Source organism: Rufibacter sediminis (assembly GCF_014269285.1).
Taxonomy (GTDB): Bacteria; Bacteroidota; Bacteroidia; order Cytophagales; family Hymenobacteraceae; genus Nibribacter; species Nibribacter sediminis.
The window spans coordinates 17,671-33,258 of record NZ_JACOAF010000011.1; the positions used below are offsets into that span (position 1 = coordinate 17,671).

Below are 15,588 nucleotides of genomic sequence, written 5' to 3' on the forward strand. Positions count from 1 at the left end.
TTTCATCGAGCTGCCCAAGCAGGAGGCAAGGAAGCCGGGCAGGCCTGGCCGTAGCGGGCAAGGGTCAGCTAGGGCTGCTGGAACAAGGCCTTTTTGGCAAGAAGGTTCATTAGGGCAAGTTTCAGAGAGGTAAACGCAGCGGCGACATGCCCCTGGTGTGCCAGACCCTCGGCGGCCGACAGGCTCTCCAAGGCGCCCAGCACCAAGGGGGATATCCCCTTCCGGTGTTCATCGTATTCTATAAGGGAGATGGCTTTCCTGGTCTGGTCCAGTAGGACCAGACCAGCTTGGGTATCTGCTTCTTTCAGGTGGTATTCTTTGGCCTCCTGGAGCAGGAGGTCCAGCAACAGAAATTGGTTCTCGTTCCGGCGCATCTTAGAATTTTCGTCCCGAGATAAACCTCAGTTCCCTTGTCAGAGTTCCACCCCGCTGCCGTTCTCCAGGTGGCTGTTCTTGAGATAGTACCTCAGGGTCTGCGTGGCGAGTTGGAGCGCGTCCTCCCGCTCCTCGCGCTCTGCCAGGTACAGCACATACTCCACCCGCGAGCGGCAGTAGCTGATGATGTGGTCCAGGTGGTCCTCCGTATGGCCGTGGTTCACCAGGCCACCGAATACCTCCAGGGCCTCCCGCATGTAGTCGGCCAGGGCCATGCCGTTGTCGCCCTGTACGCTCCCCAGACCCTCGACCTTGGCGAGGATTTGCGCTAACTCCCCGTTGCTCTTTTTCCTGAACTGCATTTGCTTGAGTATATCTTTCAAATATAGTGGAAAAGCCAACTGATTCCACCACTAGGCAACAGGCGGGGAATTTTTCCATAGGTCTCTCGGTTCCCCATCTACCCTCTTCCTTCCGTCACCTTAGCATACCATCTGCCAACCTATCCTTTAGGAAAAGAATATGGATAGGAAAAGAATATGGACCATAGGACCTCCACCGAGATTCTCCTTCGAAACTTAGTAGAAGTGAATGGCAAATTGGCGGTGTTGGCTCATAAGGCGAACCCGACCCTCCAGCAGATTGGAAGCCTGGTCAGGGAAGCGCAGGTCCAATTGGGCCTATTGGAGACAGCACACAGAGATCACCCCCCGCTGATTGCTGCGCAGGTAGGCCTCCTGGAGGCGATGATGCTCGCCTACAACCTCAGGCCTGGGGAAGCGCTCCAGACCGCCCAAAGCAACCTGCGCTCGTTTCTGGAGAGCATGAGTGGCATGCGCTAGTTAGTGTCAGCCTATAGTGCCGCTAGGCGGATGGCGCCCACAGGCCGGGCAGCCGGGGACCTGACCTGAGATCCAAGCTTATAACCACTATCATGTAAAACAGACCTGCTTTTCCCTTCTTATGCTTTATTGGGTATATGTAAAGCATTGCAAGTCGTTGCTCCACCGCCTCAAGGCCATCCAAATCTATAAGACGGCTACACAGGATAGATGCAGTTAGGAATCATTTTGTTCCAGCCTGGCTAACCCTTGTGCATGCGGGCCTAGGCGGATAAGGAAAAAGAACGCAACTGGATCTATGCCGCCAATGGTTGCGATCCGCACAAGTTACCCAAGCCGGAGTAACGTAGGCTGCTTAAGCTTGACTTTGACATTGGTAGTGTTCAGCTTTCTGGCGTCCCCGCTGTAGGATACCACCTCAAAAAGGTCTTAGAACTCCTTGATCAACCCTTGTTCAAAAAGCAGCTTCGCGATCCCGAACTTTCTGTTAAGTACATCTACCTCTTTCATGGGATGGGGATGGTAAAACAAGCTATTTTTAAAACCATAATAGACGGAACTTATAAGAAGTGATAGGTCTGCAAAATCAATCCTAAGAAAATGGAGGTGATAGACCTCCTGAGCACCGACCACTACCGGACCTCAATCCTCCGGTCCGCTGCCCGGTTTCGTGCCGCCATGGCCTACTCCGTTGCCGGTGACCGAGAGATGGTCCAGGTAAGGCTCCAGGTTACGCAGGGTTCGGAAACCCCGGACCTCTTTCCTTTCCCCATCATAGAGCACCTCCGCATAGAAGGTACCCATGTGGTACAGGTTGCCCCTTTCCGCGCAGGAGGTCAGGAACTCCCCCTCCCGGAAGACAGCTTCGGCCCGTCCCTCCTGCCCCAGCCGGAGGAAATCATACAAGGTAAGTGGCATCGTCTTTGTTTTTCAGTGGATACGGCTTTCCCGTATGCCCTATTGGGAGAAGAGTTTAAAGCTCCCCATCATCGGCAAAGGAGTAAAAAGAGTCTGCGGTCAGGATGATATGGTCCAACACGGCGATGTCCATCTGGGCGGCGGCCTCCCTCACCCGCTTGGTCAGGGCCTTGTCCACTGCGCTGGGCTGGGTATTGCCGCTCGGGTGGTTGTGGCCCAGGATGATCGCGCTGGCGCAGGAGAGTAGGGCAGCGGCCAGAATGAGCTTTATATCCACCACCGTACCTGAGACGCCCCCGGTCGAGACCCCGTACTCCCCTAGGACCCGGTTGTTGCGGTTGAGCAGCAACACCTTGAACTGCTCCACAAACTCCATTTTGTCAGATTCCCAGTTCTCCCGGAAAGCGGCGGCGCAGTCATCCGAGCAGGTGATTCTCCTTAATCCGGTGATAGGCTTCCCGACCCGATAGGAGAGTTCTATCTGCGGAACCCCCACCAGTTCTTCTTCTAACCTGCTGAGTTGTTCGCCTTTTGCGCTATCGAATTCCGCTAATAATGAAAGTTGCATAAGAGGTTCTTTTTGAGTGCTGTCCCTTAATCGGTCACGTATAATAATATATACGTTTCGTATAAAATCAAGATACATTATGTATCTATTTAATTATGCACATACGCACCGGGAGAGCCTCTTTTCTTCCCTTTTGTACTACGACTATTGTGATACTGGACTACAAGTTGCATTCCTGCCAATGATCTGTTTCGCCTAGGCCAGAATCGCCGGATGCCGTATGAGTAGCGGTCGGTTCGGCCAATTAGCGGCCAATTAGCGGTTGATTCGGCCAATTAGCGGCCGATTCACTTAGCCAGCAGATACTTTGAGCCCCTTCCCTTGCCGGTCTGCACCAGGATGCCTTTTCCGACGAGCTGCCGCAGCTCTTCGGTGGCCGTAGTCTTACCGATGCTGTTTATTTCCTGGTAGTGGGAATTGTCGATAAAGCCGTGTTCTTTCGCAAAGGAGACTGCCGTCAGCTGTCGGTCGCTGAGCCCCATTCTCCTCAGGTGTTCCTCGGTGAGTTGGTTCTTGGAGAGAATGATCAGGAATCCGCCGTCCTGCTCCTTCATCTCCGGCTCGGGGAGCGCGGCCTCCCGACAGGCTTCCATGATCTTGAGGGTACCCCTCCCCCAGGAATCGATGTACCCGCCTTTGAAGCAGACATCGGCGATCACCGGGTTCCTCGGCCGGGAAGGGTGCTGCCTTCTAAGGGCCTCCAGCGACAGTCCCTCCGGCAAGGTACCCTCATTCCAGATGCTGAACCGGTCATCGTACACCCTGATCTGCACCATGCTGCCCAGGTAACTCCGGTGTACCAGGGCATTCAGGAGCATCTCCCGGATGGCTGCCACGGGGTACTCCCCCTTCTCCACCCGCTGCAGCCCCTCGAACTCGATGGCCTTGGAGAGGAACTTTTGGTTAAGCTGCCCGGACACCTCGCCCAAAAGCCGGATGAGATTCCCCTCGGCCGTCTCCTGGAACCTCAGGTCCGCGTCGTCCTGGCCGAACCGGCCCATTTTGACCTGAATGTTAGGATAGAACCGGCCCGGGTCCCGGCCAAAAAGAAGGATGGCCGCCCGCTTCAGCCGTCCGTTCTCTGACAGCCGCAGCTTCTCCAGGAGCTCCGGCACACTGAGCCCCGACACATCGGGCAAACGGCCTGCCCTTTGGGCATCCTTCAGGAAGGTTCGGACGCTTTCCCCGTCGATATCCTCCAGCGTGGCGGCGGGTTCCAGCACATCGTCCCACGTCTTGCCCGATTTCTTCAACAGGAATTCTGTCAGGCTGTGGCCAGTCAGCTCCATTTTGGTGCTGCCGCTTCGGTAGTAGTACCTGCCCCGGAGGGAGATGGCGATGGAGTAGGGAGGGGTGATGATCTCGATGTAATGCTTTCCATCCCTCTCGTGGAGATTGACCTCCACCAGGATTCCCAGAAGGTCCTTGATCTTATGGGGGATGAGGTCCATCAGGTTCTTGAAGTCCGGCACGTGCACCACGTTCCCGCTGTCATCCACGCCGATGAAAATGGTGCCGCCTTGGGCGTTGGCAAACCCGGCTACCCATTTCAGGTAGTCATCGTGCCAGCTTTGCTTGTACTCGATATTATGCTGTTCCGGCATTATACAGTAGGTAGAACGTTCCTGATGGGTGAAATTACCCAAAAAATGGGAAACAATCCTTCTGCAAGTGCTAGGATGAACACCCCCTGGTTTACAGAGTTGACCCCCGTTAAATCCTAAGGAGGGCTATCGGTCTTTTCTTCGGAATCGGAACAGGTAGGAAAGGTAAAACTGGAATAGCCCGGGGGCAGCCCGGGCTATTCCAGTTTAGGGAATCTAGGCGGACAGCAGATGGGTTGGGTGGCCCAGTGCCTCCAGGACATCGTGCAGACCGGTCTGGCTCTGCGCCGGCACCCGGCAATCCATCACCTCTTCGATAAATGCGGTTATTTTCTCCAGGGGGCAATCACCCTTCATCCTGTACTGGGGAGAGGCGAGGAACTTCTCCCTTAACTCGGTGCTCTGCACCCTTACAATAAATCCTTCTTTCGTGTGCAGTACAATTTCATGGCTGTGATTCATGGCATTCGTGGTTACTCGGTTGGGGGGAAGCGTAGATGATTCTTACCAAGGTCAGGAAATCAACGTTGACGAGCTTTGCGAAGGCCTGCAGCTCGGATACCCGGAAGGTGCTGGTATCTTTTATCTTCGCCTGCAGCCGTACGGTATTCAGGCTGAGTTTTTTAGCGATATGGGAAACCGGGATGATCGCAACTACCTCCCCGAGGCTCTTTATCTTACCTTCCTCCAAGCCAATCTTCACCTTCACGTAGCGTAAGTCATCCTCAAAGTTTATCTCAGTTGTTTTCATCGGGGGCGTAATTGAAATCTTTGACAAAGCATCTAAAACTATGAAGCCCTGTCCTGCAAGTTCTGGTAGTGAGTGAAGCGCAATAGGTCAATTTAGTTAAGTAAAATACGAATCCCTCTGAATACCTGCAAACAAGCGGGACACGAAAGCCGAAAAAAAATATCCCCCCGAAAGAAGCCGGGATTTTCCGACCTCGGAAAACAACTTCCCATCGCATGACCAGGAATACCCTACTACACACAAAAGATAGAAGCAACAGACGACGGGAGGAGGCCCTGCCTGGTTTTACAACCGGTAACCCGTTCGTATACCGTTGCCGGCAGGGGAACCGTTCCAACAGTCACCTCCGGCACGAAAGTCATTTCCTTTACTGTTATATACGATACGTGCCAATAAATGACTACAAAAAGTACAGATATACGACACCCCGGTGAAGGGTTTATTCCGAAGGGTACGTTCGGCCAGCCTACCAATTAACAACTGCAAAAGAGGCAAGAGCCTGATCCTGGCGGCACTACCCGCCGGGAAAAAATCCAGATCGTTCGGTAACCGTATGATAGAACTTCAGGGGTTGGTATAAAGTTAAGGGGAATGCGATGGAGACAGTCAATACAATCATCTTCCTAAGCCTTACGATAGGGGTTATCTGCACCTTTCTACTCTGGCTCCATGACCGAAAGCCCTACCTGGGACAGGAGACCTATAAAGCCATCAGCGTCATCTCCTTTATCTTCAACATCACGGGTAGCTTCCTATGTTTAAGTGTCCTGCTCAACGGGGGGTGAAGCACTCTTGGCATGGGCAAAGGCGCAGTGCCCCTTAGGCCCTAGGGGTCGGTGGGGAGGCAATTTTTATCCCAGCCTGGGGCCCTTCGGTTTTTGGGTTGGCTCCTCCCCTAGTATCTGCCCTTGGGCAATTTTTTCCAATTGCAGAATAGATTGCCCGAACCGTTTGGCGTCTTGGAAGTCTTGGGAGGCGGGTGCCACCCCGGGGTGGTTCACAATTGCCTGGATGACGGTTTGGAAAGCATCTTTGTGCCGGGTGATTTGTTTTCCGTCAAATCGCACGGCATGGAACCGCTGCAGGAAAGCATCGATCGGTTCCATCCCCCTCAGCGCCGGGTACACCTCGGTCAACCGGAGGAAGGTAACGTCAAACTCCCGCTTCGCCTCCATTCGCAGGAGTTCCGGCGGTAAGGGGGCCGTGGGCGCGGCGGGGGTGCGGCGGAGCCGCTCGCCCTCCTGGGTGGGCACCGGACCGGTCACCGTGCGGAGCATGTTTCTCAGACCTTCAAGGTCCCTGCCTGGGGCCCCATGGACCCGAACCATGGCCAGATCCCGGCCGTGGTTGTAGTCCTCCTTGTTCTTCAGCTGGTTGAAATCAAGGCTGTATCCTGCCTGCAAAGCCAATTGGGTGAAGGCGCCCTGCAGGCTGCGGCCGTTGCCTTCCCGGAAGGGGTGGGTATAGTTGTACTGGTCAAGGTAGAAGGCGGCTCGGTCGATGAATCGGTCGAGAGGCAGGCCTTTCAGATAGTTTTCCTTTTCCAATTGCCTGGCCAAGGCCTCCAGGTTCCCGTCGATGTCAGGATAGGGGGCAAAAACCATGATTTCCCGGTTGCCCGTCGCATAGGTAGGCTTGTGCCCCTGGAACTGGCGGGCTGCCCTGGTTTCCCCTGCCCAGGGATAGATATCCCCGAAGGTAAACCGGTGGATCTGCTGGAAGTGGTCTCTGTCGAATTTGCCGCCCGGTACCCCTCCCCTTTGCTTAAGGTCCTCCACACTGGCCCACGCGATGTTGGCTTCCGCCTTCGACAGTGTGAAGGCATCGGTGATCCCTAATTTATTCAGGAGAACGCCTTGGCTGTCGGTAAATGCATCAGCCATCGGCTACTGGGAAGGGACAGAGCTGTACCGACGCTTCGTTTCGGCGATGATCCGTTCCTTTACCTCTGCCAGGGAAAGCTCCCCGTCCACGTAGCCTTGCATCAGATCGACCGCGAAACTATCGGGCATGGGGGCATTGGTCAGGATCCCCGCCAGGGAACTCAATGCGGACTTCTCCCTTGCGTTCCTGGCCTCCACCTGCTCCGGGGTCAATCCCGGGTGCGCTGGCTTGAATACGTCTAACAGCATACACCAAAGTAGTTTAAATAGGTAATATACGACAAAAAACCGGCCAAGTCAGATAGACAAGGTATACCTATAAAACCAAAGGGGAGCGAGGTTAATTCCTGTAAGCAAGCGGCGAGGCGTAAATCAGAACAATTAACTGAAAAGCTTGCCTCTCCCCGATCAGGAGAATGGAAGTTGCGGACCGGGCACGGTACCGCCCTGGGGCGGGAGTAGAACAAAGGGAAAAGAAAGGGCAAATTCAGGCCTTCGGGAAGGGTCTGCTTTTACAATTGTAAAACGGTTACAGGAGAAGTGGGGAAGGGGAAGGGGCAGATACCATTACCCACCCTTTCCCCACTTCCCTTATAGCGCCATCTCGGCGATGTGGTGAAAGGCTTTCTGGTCGGCCTTGAACCGCTCGTTAATACTCAAGGCCGATTTCCCATTGAACAGGGCATAGTTGGCGGCATTGTACAAAAGCCATAGGTTCGCTTCGGCCTGCAACTCCTTTTCCTCGAACCGCAACCGCTCCCCGGCCAAAGAAGCCAGTTTCTTCGGCAACCCCGCCTGGAGGATGACTTTCTGGACGTCTGCCTCCGTGGGGACGGGCACTTCCACCAATCTTTGGTAAATAGTGCCGGTGACCGAGTGGCGTTGGGCGGTGAAATTTTCCAGGATCTGGGCAAGGTGCTCTTTGAAAAACGTCAGGTTCAATCCTTTGTGGAGGAACGTCTCGGCCAGGATCCTTTCCTCTTTCCGGATCCGTTCGATCGTGACGTGCTCCTCATTTTCCTGCAAGGCATCCCGGTACTTTTTAGGTTGGCCGTTCGCGAGCCAATGAAAATACTCCTCATACCCCATAAACTCGTCGGCCCATCCCATCAGCCCGTTGGCGCAGATCTGCCGGTAATAGGAAACCTTTACTTTTTCCTCGTTGGTGGATTCAATGGAGGAGCCCTGAATGGTAAAGGGGCTTTTTCCGGTGTAGGAATTCGTGATGATCAGGTTCTTGTAGATGCGCTCGGGGCCTACGTTCAGGCTGTCCGGTAACACGATGTTGATCCCGAAATCCCCCAGCGGAGTAAAGCGGGCATCGAGGAGATACTCGGGGGCCACGCTGTTGACCACCTCCCGCAGCAACGCATTGGGGATCAAGGTGTATTCATCACTTTGCAAGGCAAAGACGTGCTGCGTGCCATCAGGCATAGCGCCCACGATCGCCCGTTGCCGGTCGGAGGGCAACAGCCTGTACGATTCGGGTAATAGAACCTGCAGTTTCTCTTCCCTAACCGGGAAACAGAGTTGTTCCCAGGAAGTTGATCTTTCGAGAGGTGCGCTTTGGGTTGTCATGGTCTTGGGGTTTTAAGTACAATTGGTAAACCGTTTCCTATACTATATATACGTTTTGTATAAAAATAAAGATACTTTACGTATGTATTTATTTACCCACAGCATCTTAGACCCCTAACTTTTCCCCCTTTGCTTTCTTTTGATTTCCCCCTGCTTATCAGCGTACTACCTAAATAAAAGCCAACCCCTACCTTGCTTTGTATCTGATTTGGAAGGATAGACCAGATAGATTCAGGGTTAGAAGCCTGGAGGAAAATCTGGGGAGCAGATTTGTCGTTATGACCGAAGCAAAGCGTCCGCTGGAAAGGGTTCGACCGGTAGGGAGCCTCCCCCTTCACAAAAAAACCAAACCCGTTTCCGGATCTGGTTTTCGCTGTTTGCCCAGCGGTGAGGTCTACCGTTTGTGGCTTACGCGGGAGATTTTCTCCTTGGTGTTCGCGGGGCCGTCTACTGGTTTATTCTTCCGCACTACTTCTTTGTTTTCCCGGTCCGATACTCCCTCCCCTTTCTTCTCCATCTGTAGAATCTGTTGGCTCTCCTCATTCTCTTTCCCCAACCCGAAGGTTTTCTGGAGCTGTTCGTAGCGCCCTGGCTGCAGAACCACGAACTTCAGATCGTCCTGCGTCAGCTTTTCCCCTGGGCTCTTTTTCAGGTCATTTCTATTGATGTCCGCCAGCAACTCCGGGTTTTTATGGATGGCTTTGATCAGCTTCAGATCCTCGTTATAGTCATTCAAGACGGCCTTCTCGATCTTTATATTTTTCTCCAACCCTGCCGCTGACACCAACGCCTGGTTGAACTGGTGGAGCGCGAAGAAAGTAGTCGGAATCTCCACGATAAATTGATTCCCGGTCAGGTTGAATTTGATTTTATCCTTCTCCAACTCGTTTTTGACGACGTTCCCGATTCCTTCCTTCCGGAGTTCCTCGTCGATTTGCGCATGGTACGGCTGCAGGGCCCGCATCAGCCGGTCGGCCAGCTCCACGAGAGCCCCAGGTTCTGTCTGGAGGCTGGAGAAAGCCAGCTTAAAGATGTTTTTGGGGTTTGCCAACCGTTGGGAGGGGAATTGTTCGGCAGCCAGTTCCCGCAGGAACATCAGATCGTAGTAGGCCCCTTTCTGGTCATTGTCATTGGCCGCCACGTACTTAAAATCAGGGCCCGTGTTGCCTTTGGCTTTCAGCTCCTTGATGGTTTGGATCTGGTGGCTGGTCAGGTTCCCCCCGTAGGAAACGAACAGGGTATTTTGCGGTTGCCGGAGTTCCCGGTAGCTTAGGGCGTCCACCGCACTTTCCACCAGCACGATCCGGTCCAGCTTTTGGGGCATGTTGGAGTGCCAGACCCCGTTGCTCCGGTCGGAGCCTTCCGCGTGGGCCTTGTAGTCCCTGTTTCGGATCTCCAGGCCCACCATCCGGGTGTCATGGGCCAAGTGGTAGGGAAACGCCACGTTGGTGTAGACGGGTCCCGGTTTGGCCGGATCCTGGTACTGCACATTGTAGATACGCCCGATGAATTCCGGTTTCTCCAGGGTTTCCAGGGAGATCCCCCTTTCCCGGAAGAAATCTTTTTTATAAAGTGGTTTGAGTTGGTAGTAGTCGATCAGAAAGGGATGCGCCTCGATGTTGTGGAGGGTTCCGGTATCCACCAACTGTCGGTTCCGCTGCCTGGCCGGTTCCGGCAGTTTAAGGTAATTGTACAGGATGGAATTCACGTTGGCGTTTTCGTTCCGGTTGCTGTTTTGCGGAAACAGGGTGCCCAGCCTCCTTTTCACGAAATGGATCAGGCTGCCTTTGTCCGTGTCATCCTCGGGGTTCCAATACCCTTGGTTCCCCGGGTTTGCCGGGTTGAGGATGATAATCCGGTCATTGGTTTGCGGGTTGAAGAAAACCGGGGTTCGGGAACCCTTTTTCACCTCATGGTGGTAACCGTTGGCAGTGGCCAGCTCGATGATGGAGATTTCCCGGCGGAAGTCCTCAAAGCTTTTGGCATCCGGGTATTTACTTCTGAAATCCTCCATAAGAATAGAGTAAGAATGGATAAAGGAAAGGGGGAAGTAGTCTAGACCGATCGTTTTCGCGCCGGGCAGGCAGCCCCAGCGCGGGTTACAGTTTTGGCCCCCTTCTTTTGGCAGCCTTCGGTTCCGGCTCCTGCTGCTGCTCTCTTTTCACGGGGTCGGTGTGCTTCACCGTTTCGGCTTTGTTCCCCTCTTTGTTGGCGGCCACGGGAATTTTATGTTCCGGTGGGAGGATTTGGTGGACCGAGGTGGCGGGCAAAGGGCGGAAAGAGAAACCCTTTTTGGCGGGATCGATTTGCACGGTGGCCGAAAACTCCTGGTTCTTCTCGTCTTTCATCCCGGCGATGGGGGTAGGCTTGCCTTGCTCCAGGGATTTCTTTTGCTCGTCGGTCAACAGGACCCCCTTCAACGTATTCGGGATCTTGATCCGGTCGGCCCGGACGGCCACCAGTTCCTGGGTATCCCGGTCTACCCCGATATAGGCTTGGAATTCCTTGTTGGTGGACCTATCGGTGAGGGTTACCTGTTTGTTCAGGTTTCCGCCTTCCTTCAGGTTTTGCCGGTCTTCGGGGGAAAACGCATAGCCCAGGTAGGTCTTGGGGATATCCAGGTGGGCCCGAACGCCATGGAACACAAAGGTCGGCTTTCCGGAGGGGTCTTCCGCCAACCGGAACTTTCCGTCGAGGGACACTTTCACGCCCCCTAAGTCCCCTTTCAGCCCTTGGAGCAGGGAGGTCTTTTCCCCATTCAGAAGCTTGGTTAGATTATCGGTTTTTTCCAACAGATCCTTCGTGAGACCTAGTTTCTCGGCATCTTTCCAATTGATGTCCTCCGGGTTGAATTTTGTTTTCTGCATGTCTAATGTTTTGTCATAGGATGGTTGGGCAGCCTTAGGCAGGCCCTCGTCGATCTCGGAAGATCCTACCGCATCATTCTTTACGAAGGAAACCATGTTCCTGAAATCCTGTCGTAACGTTGTCTTTGGACTACCGTCCTCCCCTTTGATCAAAAGGGCCATGTTACTAAGATTCTGCCGCCAGGTCAGCTTACCCGTGTCCTCCTCCGGGTATTGCCACCTATCCTTTTTCCCCTTCAACACAAAGGAGTTATTCCCTTCCGGGTCATGGGGTAGCTTTTCCAGCAGTTGTTGCTGCCTGTCGTCCGGAAGATAAACAAAGGCCCTTTCCGTGGGATCGGTCATCCCGGAGGTCCCGGTTTTGCCTTCCAGGGGTTTACCCCCTTTGGTCAGATCGGCTTTCACCTCCGGCCAGCGCTCCTTTATTTCCCGGGCCGCGGTACCGGGCGATTTGGAAACCGGTGCCGCCAACCCTTCTAAAGAATCGGAAGTACCGTAATTGTTTTTGAAATTAATAATAAAGTTACCCAGAAACCCTTTGTGGGGAATTATTTCAAAAACGGGGGCCTCCGCTTTCCTGGAGGAAGAGGGATTAGGGAGCCCTGTTTTTCCCTGGGGATCCTTCCCGAGGAGGTGGACCTCCCCCGTTTCTTTGCTCAAGGTGAAAAGGTGCTGGGGGGATTCCCCTGGGTGCTGAACGTTTCCCTCGGCTTTGTTAGGTTCCTCTTCCAGGCCGGATATCGCTTCCCTGCCCTTCGTCACCCCGCGTTCCCCGAGGTCCTTATTTCCTATCCCCATCAGGGGCGATGCTGTCGTTGCCATGGCTCTAATTTTTTAAGGTAAAAAAATCAACTGGCCGAAAGAAAGACACAAGTTATTCACCACATGAATAAACGGCCGTATTTTTTGCTGTTATAATTCATATTACGAATAATTTAAAAAATGGCATGACGTTTTACTTAAAATATGCTGCGTTCGCCTTGCTCGGGCTGGGGAAGCTGCAAGGTCAGGCCCAATCTTTCCCGGTTCCCCAGGATTCTTTGCCCTGGGAGAAGAAATCGGAGGCGGAAAAACGCCGGGCCTCCTTGCTTTGGCTGCGAAAAATGGCCCTGCAGGAAGAGATCACCCGCATAACGGAGGATCTATTAAGGCAATCGGCCACCTACGGCGAAGTGTTGCACCTCCTCCGGATCTCCCGGTTTGATGCCCGGCTCCTCCGGACGATTCCCAGCCTGGTGCCGCTCAAGCATTCGTCGGTTAAGGATTTCAGGGTTAGCTCCCGGTTCGGGTACCGGAAGCATCCGGTGAAGGACGCGGTTCTTTTCCATGGGGGGATTGACATACCGGCTCCGAACGGCACCCCGGTGTATGCCGTGGCTGATGCGGTTGTTTCCCAGTCCGTATCCCTCCATGCCTCGCTGGGGAACTTCGTGCAGCTGGACCATCGGAATGGGTTCTCCACGGTCTACGGCCATCTGCTCCGGTTTATCGTCTCCCCGGGACAACCCGTGCAGCAGGGACAGGTGGTGGGCTATGTGGGGCAGACGGGTCTGGGTACGGGGAATCACCTGCATTACATTGTCGTCAAAAACGGGCAGGCCCTGGACCCCCTGCCTTTCTGCTTTTTGATGTACGAGAAGTTCAGGGCGGAAGCAGGCACCCCCTATTCCAGACGCTCAAAATAAGAATCCAGGTTTTCCACCTTGTCTTCCGGCCTTAGCCGGGGGGAAAACATGGAATTGTCCTCCGCCAGAATATAATTCAGGTTGAAGTCCTGCTTCAGGTAGTAATTCAGGAGCACCAGCAGGTTTTCCACCGTTCCCCTGCCGGCGGATTCCAGCCGCTGGATGTTGCCTTGGTTTAAATCCAGCTCCTTGGCCAACCGCATCTGGGTTAGTTTCGGCTTGATGGACGTGCGGATCTCCAGCAGCCTCTTCCCGACGAGGGCCTGAAACGCTGCCGTATCCATGGGGACACCCGTATCGCCGGGCGGTATATGCTCTGATGCTTCCTCAATATGCTCCATTATGTTTGTTTAGATGCTGGTGCCGGGGCTTCTGCCGTTAACCTGGCAAGCTCCGCCCGGACGAGGTCTGCTATATCGGCTTTGATTTGCAGGTAGTTTTTTTGGATGATCTCCTCCATGCGGTCTCTCCCGGTTTCATCCGTGAAGTTAGTGATAACCGGGATTTCCTGGTACCTACGTTCCTCTTCCTGCACTGCCTTGACATCGATCTTGATTTTCCCGTGGAATACCTTTTGGGTGATTTCCTGGCCCATGTTATCCGCCACCGCCCCGACGAACATCCCCTGGGACAGGTTGGCGATCTTACTGGCCGGGATCATGCTGTCTAATTGGGTCGAGGTAGAGGAAGAGGTGGAATCCCGGCTGACGGAGACGCTTTGGCGCTTCTGCAGGATCCGGCCGAACCGCTCCGAGAGCTGCTTGGCGCTGTCCCCTACCACCTGTCCCGAGAAGATGTTCCCGATGGTGTTCTTGATGACCGTGGCCTCTGCCCGGCCGTAATCCCTTTCCAATTGGGAAAAGTCCTGGAACCCCAACAGGGTGCTCACCTTATTGCTTCTGGCGGTGGCAATCAGGTTATCCAGCCCTTTGAAGTAGATGGTCGGCAGCTCATCGATGATGACGGAGCTTTTCAGCTTGTGTTTCTGGTTGATCAGTTTGATGATCCGGGCATTGTACAGCCCCAGCGCTGCCCCGTAAATGGCTTGCCGGTCAGGGTTGTTGCCTACGCACAGGACTTTCGGGGCCTGGGGGTTATTCAGGTCCAGCGTGAAGTCATTGCCGCTCATGACCCAGTAGAGCTGTGGGGAGGCCAGCCGGGACAAGGGGATCCGGGCACTGGCGATCTGGCCTTCCAGCTGTTCCATGGCCCCTCCCTCGAAGGCGGAGACGAAGGGTTTGACATAGTTCTCTATCTCCGGGTAACTCCCCAGGATCGGGAAGATCTCCTCGTACTTCCGGCTCAGGAACTCGATGGCGTGGGGGAACGTACAGTACTTGCCGTTCTCGTACAGCCGCAGGAACCAAATGATGGCCGCCAGGAAGTTGATCGGGGATTCCACGAAAAACTCCCCCTGCTTCTCAATCCACTTCTTGTTCAGGTTGAGCATGATGGTATAGGAGCTCTCGTAGGCATCGATGATATCGCTCATCATGGAGGGCAGAAGCGGATTACACCGGTGGCTCTTGGCCGGGTTGTCGAAATTGATGACGTAAAAGGAGGGCTTCACGGGGTACTTGTCGTAGTTCCGCAGAAGGGTGTTGTAGGCGATGCGGGAGAGATCATCGAACTTATAGTCGTAGATGTACATGGCGAATCCCTTGGCGATGTGCTGCCGGATGAACTGGTTGACCACCGCGAAGGACTTACCGGAACCGGGCGTTCCGGTGACCCCGGTGGCCCGGAAGGGATTGACGACGTTGATCCACCCTTTTCTTTTTTTCCCCTTCCATTGGTACTCCGTGGGCAGGTTGACCGAAAACTCATTTTCCAGCAACCCCTCCTCTTGGGGAAACGATTCGTTTTCGGCATTGAAGATGTCCTGCATCAGGTCCAAGTGGAATAGCCGGGTCAGGTAATTCCCGCCCTTCAGCAGCAGCAGGTAGCCAAGGACCAGGGTACCGATGTAAAGAAGGGTAGGGAGGGCCAAAAGGGGGAAGAGACGCACCAGCAGGTCAGGGGCGAAAAACAGCAAGGAACCCAGAAGCACGTAGAAACCGATGCTTTTCCCGGAGACTTTCTCTGATTTGACGCCTTTGGTACCAAAGCAGGAGATTCCCAGCAGCAGGAGACCGGCCAGTTTGGAATAGAGGGGCTCGGAGAAAAAACCGCTTCCTTTCGCCAGCTTCAGCAAAACGGAATCCAGGAAAGGGACCGTCCAGCTGTTAGACTGAAAAGCGGAATAGCAAAACCAGTACACGTGGATCCCGAGTAATAAAATACTGAGGAACCGGGTGAAGTCCATCAGCTTGGATAAGGCTCTTTGATCTTCGTGCATCTGCTCAAAAAGGGTAAGGTCCAATCAAATTTCGGGGCAGTGAGTCGTGTTAGGTTCCGGGGAAGGTCAGCCCCAAGGCAAATATATAGATTCCGACTATATGTACGGCCCCACCCCGACGAGAAAAGGCGGGAAAAAGACCCCATTCTTCCAGAGGGTATACGGGCAAGCCCTATTCA

Annotated in this window: 17 protein-coding genes; 3 read left to right on the forward strand and 14 right to left on the reverse strand. The window is 54.0% G+C overall.

All coding sequences use genetic code 11. The annotated features are described in order from the left end of the window. Positions 1 to 68: 68 nt before the first annotated feature. Both H7U12_RS04580 and H7U12_RS04585 read right to left on the reverse strand, forming a co-directional pair. A complete protein-coding gene (locus H7U12_RS04580; RefSeq protein WP_186633637.1) occupies positions 69 to 374 on the reverse strand; it encodes a hypothetical protein in 306 nt (101 codons plus the stop codon). A 39-nt stretch (positions 375 to 413) separates the two neighbouring features. Further along, the gene (locus H7U12_RS04585; protein ID WP_186633640.1) at positions 414 to 737 is read right to left on the reverse strand and encodes a hypothetical protein; all 324 of its coding nucleotides are present in this window, start codon (positions 735 to 737) and stop codon (positions 414 to 416) included. 177 nt (positions 738 to 914) lie between these two features. Between H7U12_RS04585 and H7U12_RS04590 the strand changes: the two genes are divergently transcribed. Continuing rightward, positions 915 to 1,217 carry a hypothetical protein gene (locus H7U12_RS04590; protein WP_186633644.1) on the forward strand — a complete coding sequence of 101 codons (303 nt, stop codon included), beginning with the start codon at positions 915 to 917 and terminating at the stop codon, positions 1,215 to 1,217. A 642-nt stretch (positions 1,218 to 1,859) separates the two neighbouring features. Here H7U12_RS04590 and H7U12_RS04595 read toward each other — a convergent pair. From H7U12_RS04595 to H7U12_RS04615, 5 genes are all read right to left on the reverse strand, one after another. Then, a complete protein-coding gene (locus H7U12_RS04595) occupies positions 1,860 to 2,135 on the reverse strand; it encodes a hypothetical protein (protein WP_186633647.1) in 276 nt (91 codons plus the stop codon). Between the two features lie 55 nt (positions 2,136 to 2,190). After that, complete coding sequence (locus H7U12_RS04600) at positions 2,191 to 2,703, reverse strand: JAB domain-containing protein (RefSeq protein WP_186633650.1); 513 nt, start codon at positions 2,701 to 2,703, stop codon at positions 2,191 to 2,193. Positions 2,704 to 2,990: 287 nt separating this feature from the next. Beyond that, positions 2,991 to 4,307 carry an ATP-binding protein gene (locus tag H7U12_RS04605; protein WP_186633653.1) on the reverse strand — a complete coding sequence of 439 codons (1,317 nt, stop codon included), beginning with the start codon at positions 4,305 to 4,307 and terminating at the stop codon, positions 2,991 to 2,993. A gap of 216 nt (positions 4,308 to 4,523) precedes the next feature. Continuing rightward, entirely contained in the window at positions 4,524 to 4,769 is a 246-nt protein-coding gene (locus H7U12_RS04610) for a hypothetical protein (protein ID WP_186633654.1), read from the reverse strand. After that, on the reverse strand, positions 4,753 to 5,058 hold the full coding sequence (locus H7U12_RS04615; protein WP_186633657.1) for a hypothetical protein: 306 nt from the start codon (positions 5,056 to 5,058) through the stop codon (positions 4,753 to 4,755). Before H7U12_RS04615 ends, H7U12_RS04610 begins: the two co-directional genes overlap by 17 nt. 596 nt (positions 5,059 to 5,654) lie before the next feature. On the opposite strand from H7U12_RS04615, the gene H7U12_RS04620 reads away from it, so the two are divergent. Beyond that, positions 5,655 to 5,843, forward strand: a complete 189-nt coding sequence (locus H7U12_RS04620; protein ID WP_186633660.1) for a hypothetical protein — start codon at positions 5,655 to 5,657, stop codon at positions 5,841 to 5,843. Positions 5,844 to 5,909: 66 nt separating this feature from the next. Here H7U12_RS04620 and H7U12_RS04625 read toward each other — a convergent pair whose 3' ends face one another. The 5 genes from H7U12_RS04625 to H7U12_RS04645 all read right to left on the reverse strand — a co-directional run bounded on the left by H7U12_RS04625 (position 5,910) and on the right by H7U12_RS04645 (position 12,208). After that, the gene (locus tag H7U12_RS04625) at positions 5,910 to 6,941 is read right to left on the reverse strand and encodes a Fic/DOC family protein (RefSeq protein ID WP_186633663.1); all 1,032 of its coding nucleotides are present in this window, start codon (positions 6,939 to 6,941) and stop codon (positions 5,910 to 5,912) included. A 3-nt stretch (positions 6,942 to 6,944) separates the two neighbouring features. Beyond that, positions 6,945 to 7,190, reverse strand: a complete 246-nt coding sequence (locus tag H7U12_RS04630) for a hypothetical protein (protein WP_186633666.1) — start codon at positions 7,188 to 7,190, stop codon at positions 6,945 to 6,947. 342 nt (positions 7,191 to 7,532) lie between these two features. Then, the gene (locus H7U12_RS04635; protein WP_186633669.1) at positions 7,533 to 8,519 is read right to left on the reverse strand and encodes a hypothetical protein; all 987 of its coding nucleotides are present in this window, start codon (positions 8,517 to 8,519) and stop codon (positions 7,533 to 7,535) included. A gap of 394 nt (positions 8,520 to 8,913) precedes the next feature. Further along, a complete protein-coding gene (locus H7U12_RS04640) occupies positions 8,914 to 10,533 on the reverse strand; it encodes a toprim domain-containing protein (RefSeq protein WP_186633672.1) in 1,620 nt (539 codons plus the stop codon). Positions 10,534 to 10,618: 85 nt separating this feature from the next. After that, complete coding sequence (locus H7U12_RS04645) at positions 10,619 to 12,208, reverse strand: DUF3945 domain-containing protein (RefSeq protein ID WP_186633675.1); 1,590 nt, start codon at positions 12,206 to 12,208, stop codon at positions 10,619 to 10,621. Between the two features lie 125 nt (positions 12,209 to 12,333). Between H7U12_RS04645 and H7U12_RS04650 the strand changes: the two genes are divergently transcribed. After that, on the forward strand, positions 12,334 to 13,071 hold the full coding sequence (locus H7U12_RS04650; protein WP_186633678.1) for a M23 family metallopeptidase: 738 nt from the start codon (positions 12,334 to 12,336) through the stop codon (positions 13,069 to 13,071). On the opposite strand, the gene H7U12_RS04655 is transcribed toward H7U12_RS04650, so the two are convergent. Both H7U12_RS04655 and mobC read right to left on the reverse strand, forming a co-directional pair. Continuing rightward, a complete protein-coding gene (locus H7U12_RS04655; protein ID WP_186633681.1) occupies positions 13,050 to 13,412 on the reverse strand; it encodes a hypothetical protein in 363 nt (120 codons plus the stop codon). The genes H7U12_RS04650 and H7U12_RS04655 overlap by 22 nt on opposite strands. Further along, entirely contained in the window at positions 13,412 to 15,409 is a 1,998-nt protein-coding gene (mobC, locus tag H7U12_RS04660) for a conjugal transfer protein MobC (RefSeq protein ID WP_186633684.1), read from the reverse strand. The genes H7U12_RS04655 and mobC overlap by 1 nt, the downstream gene beginning before the upstream one ends. Positions 15,410 to 15,588 lie beyond the last annotated feature (179 nt).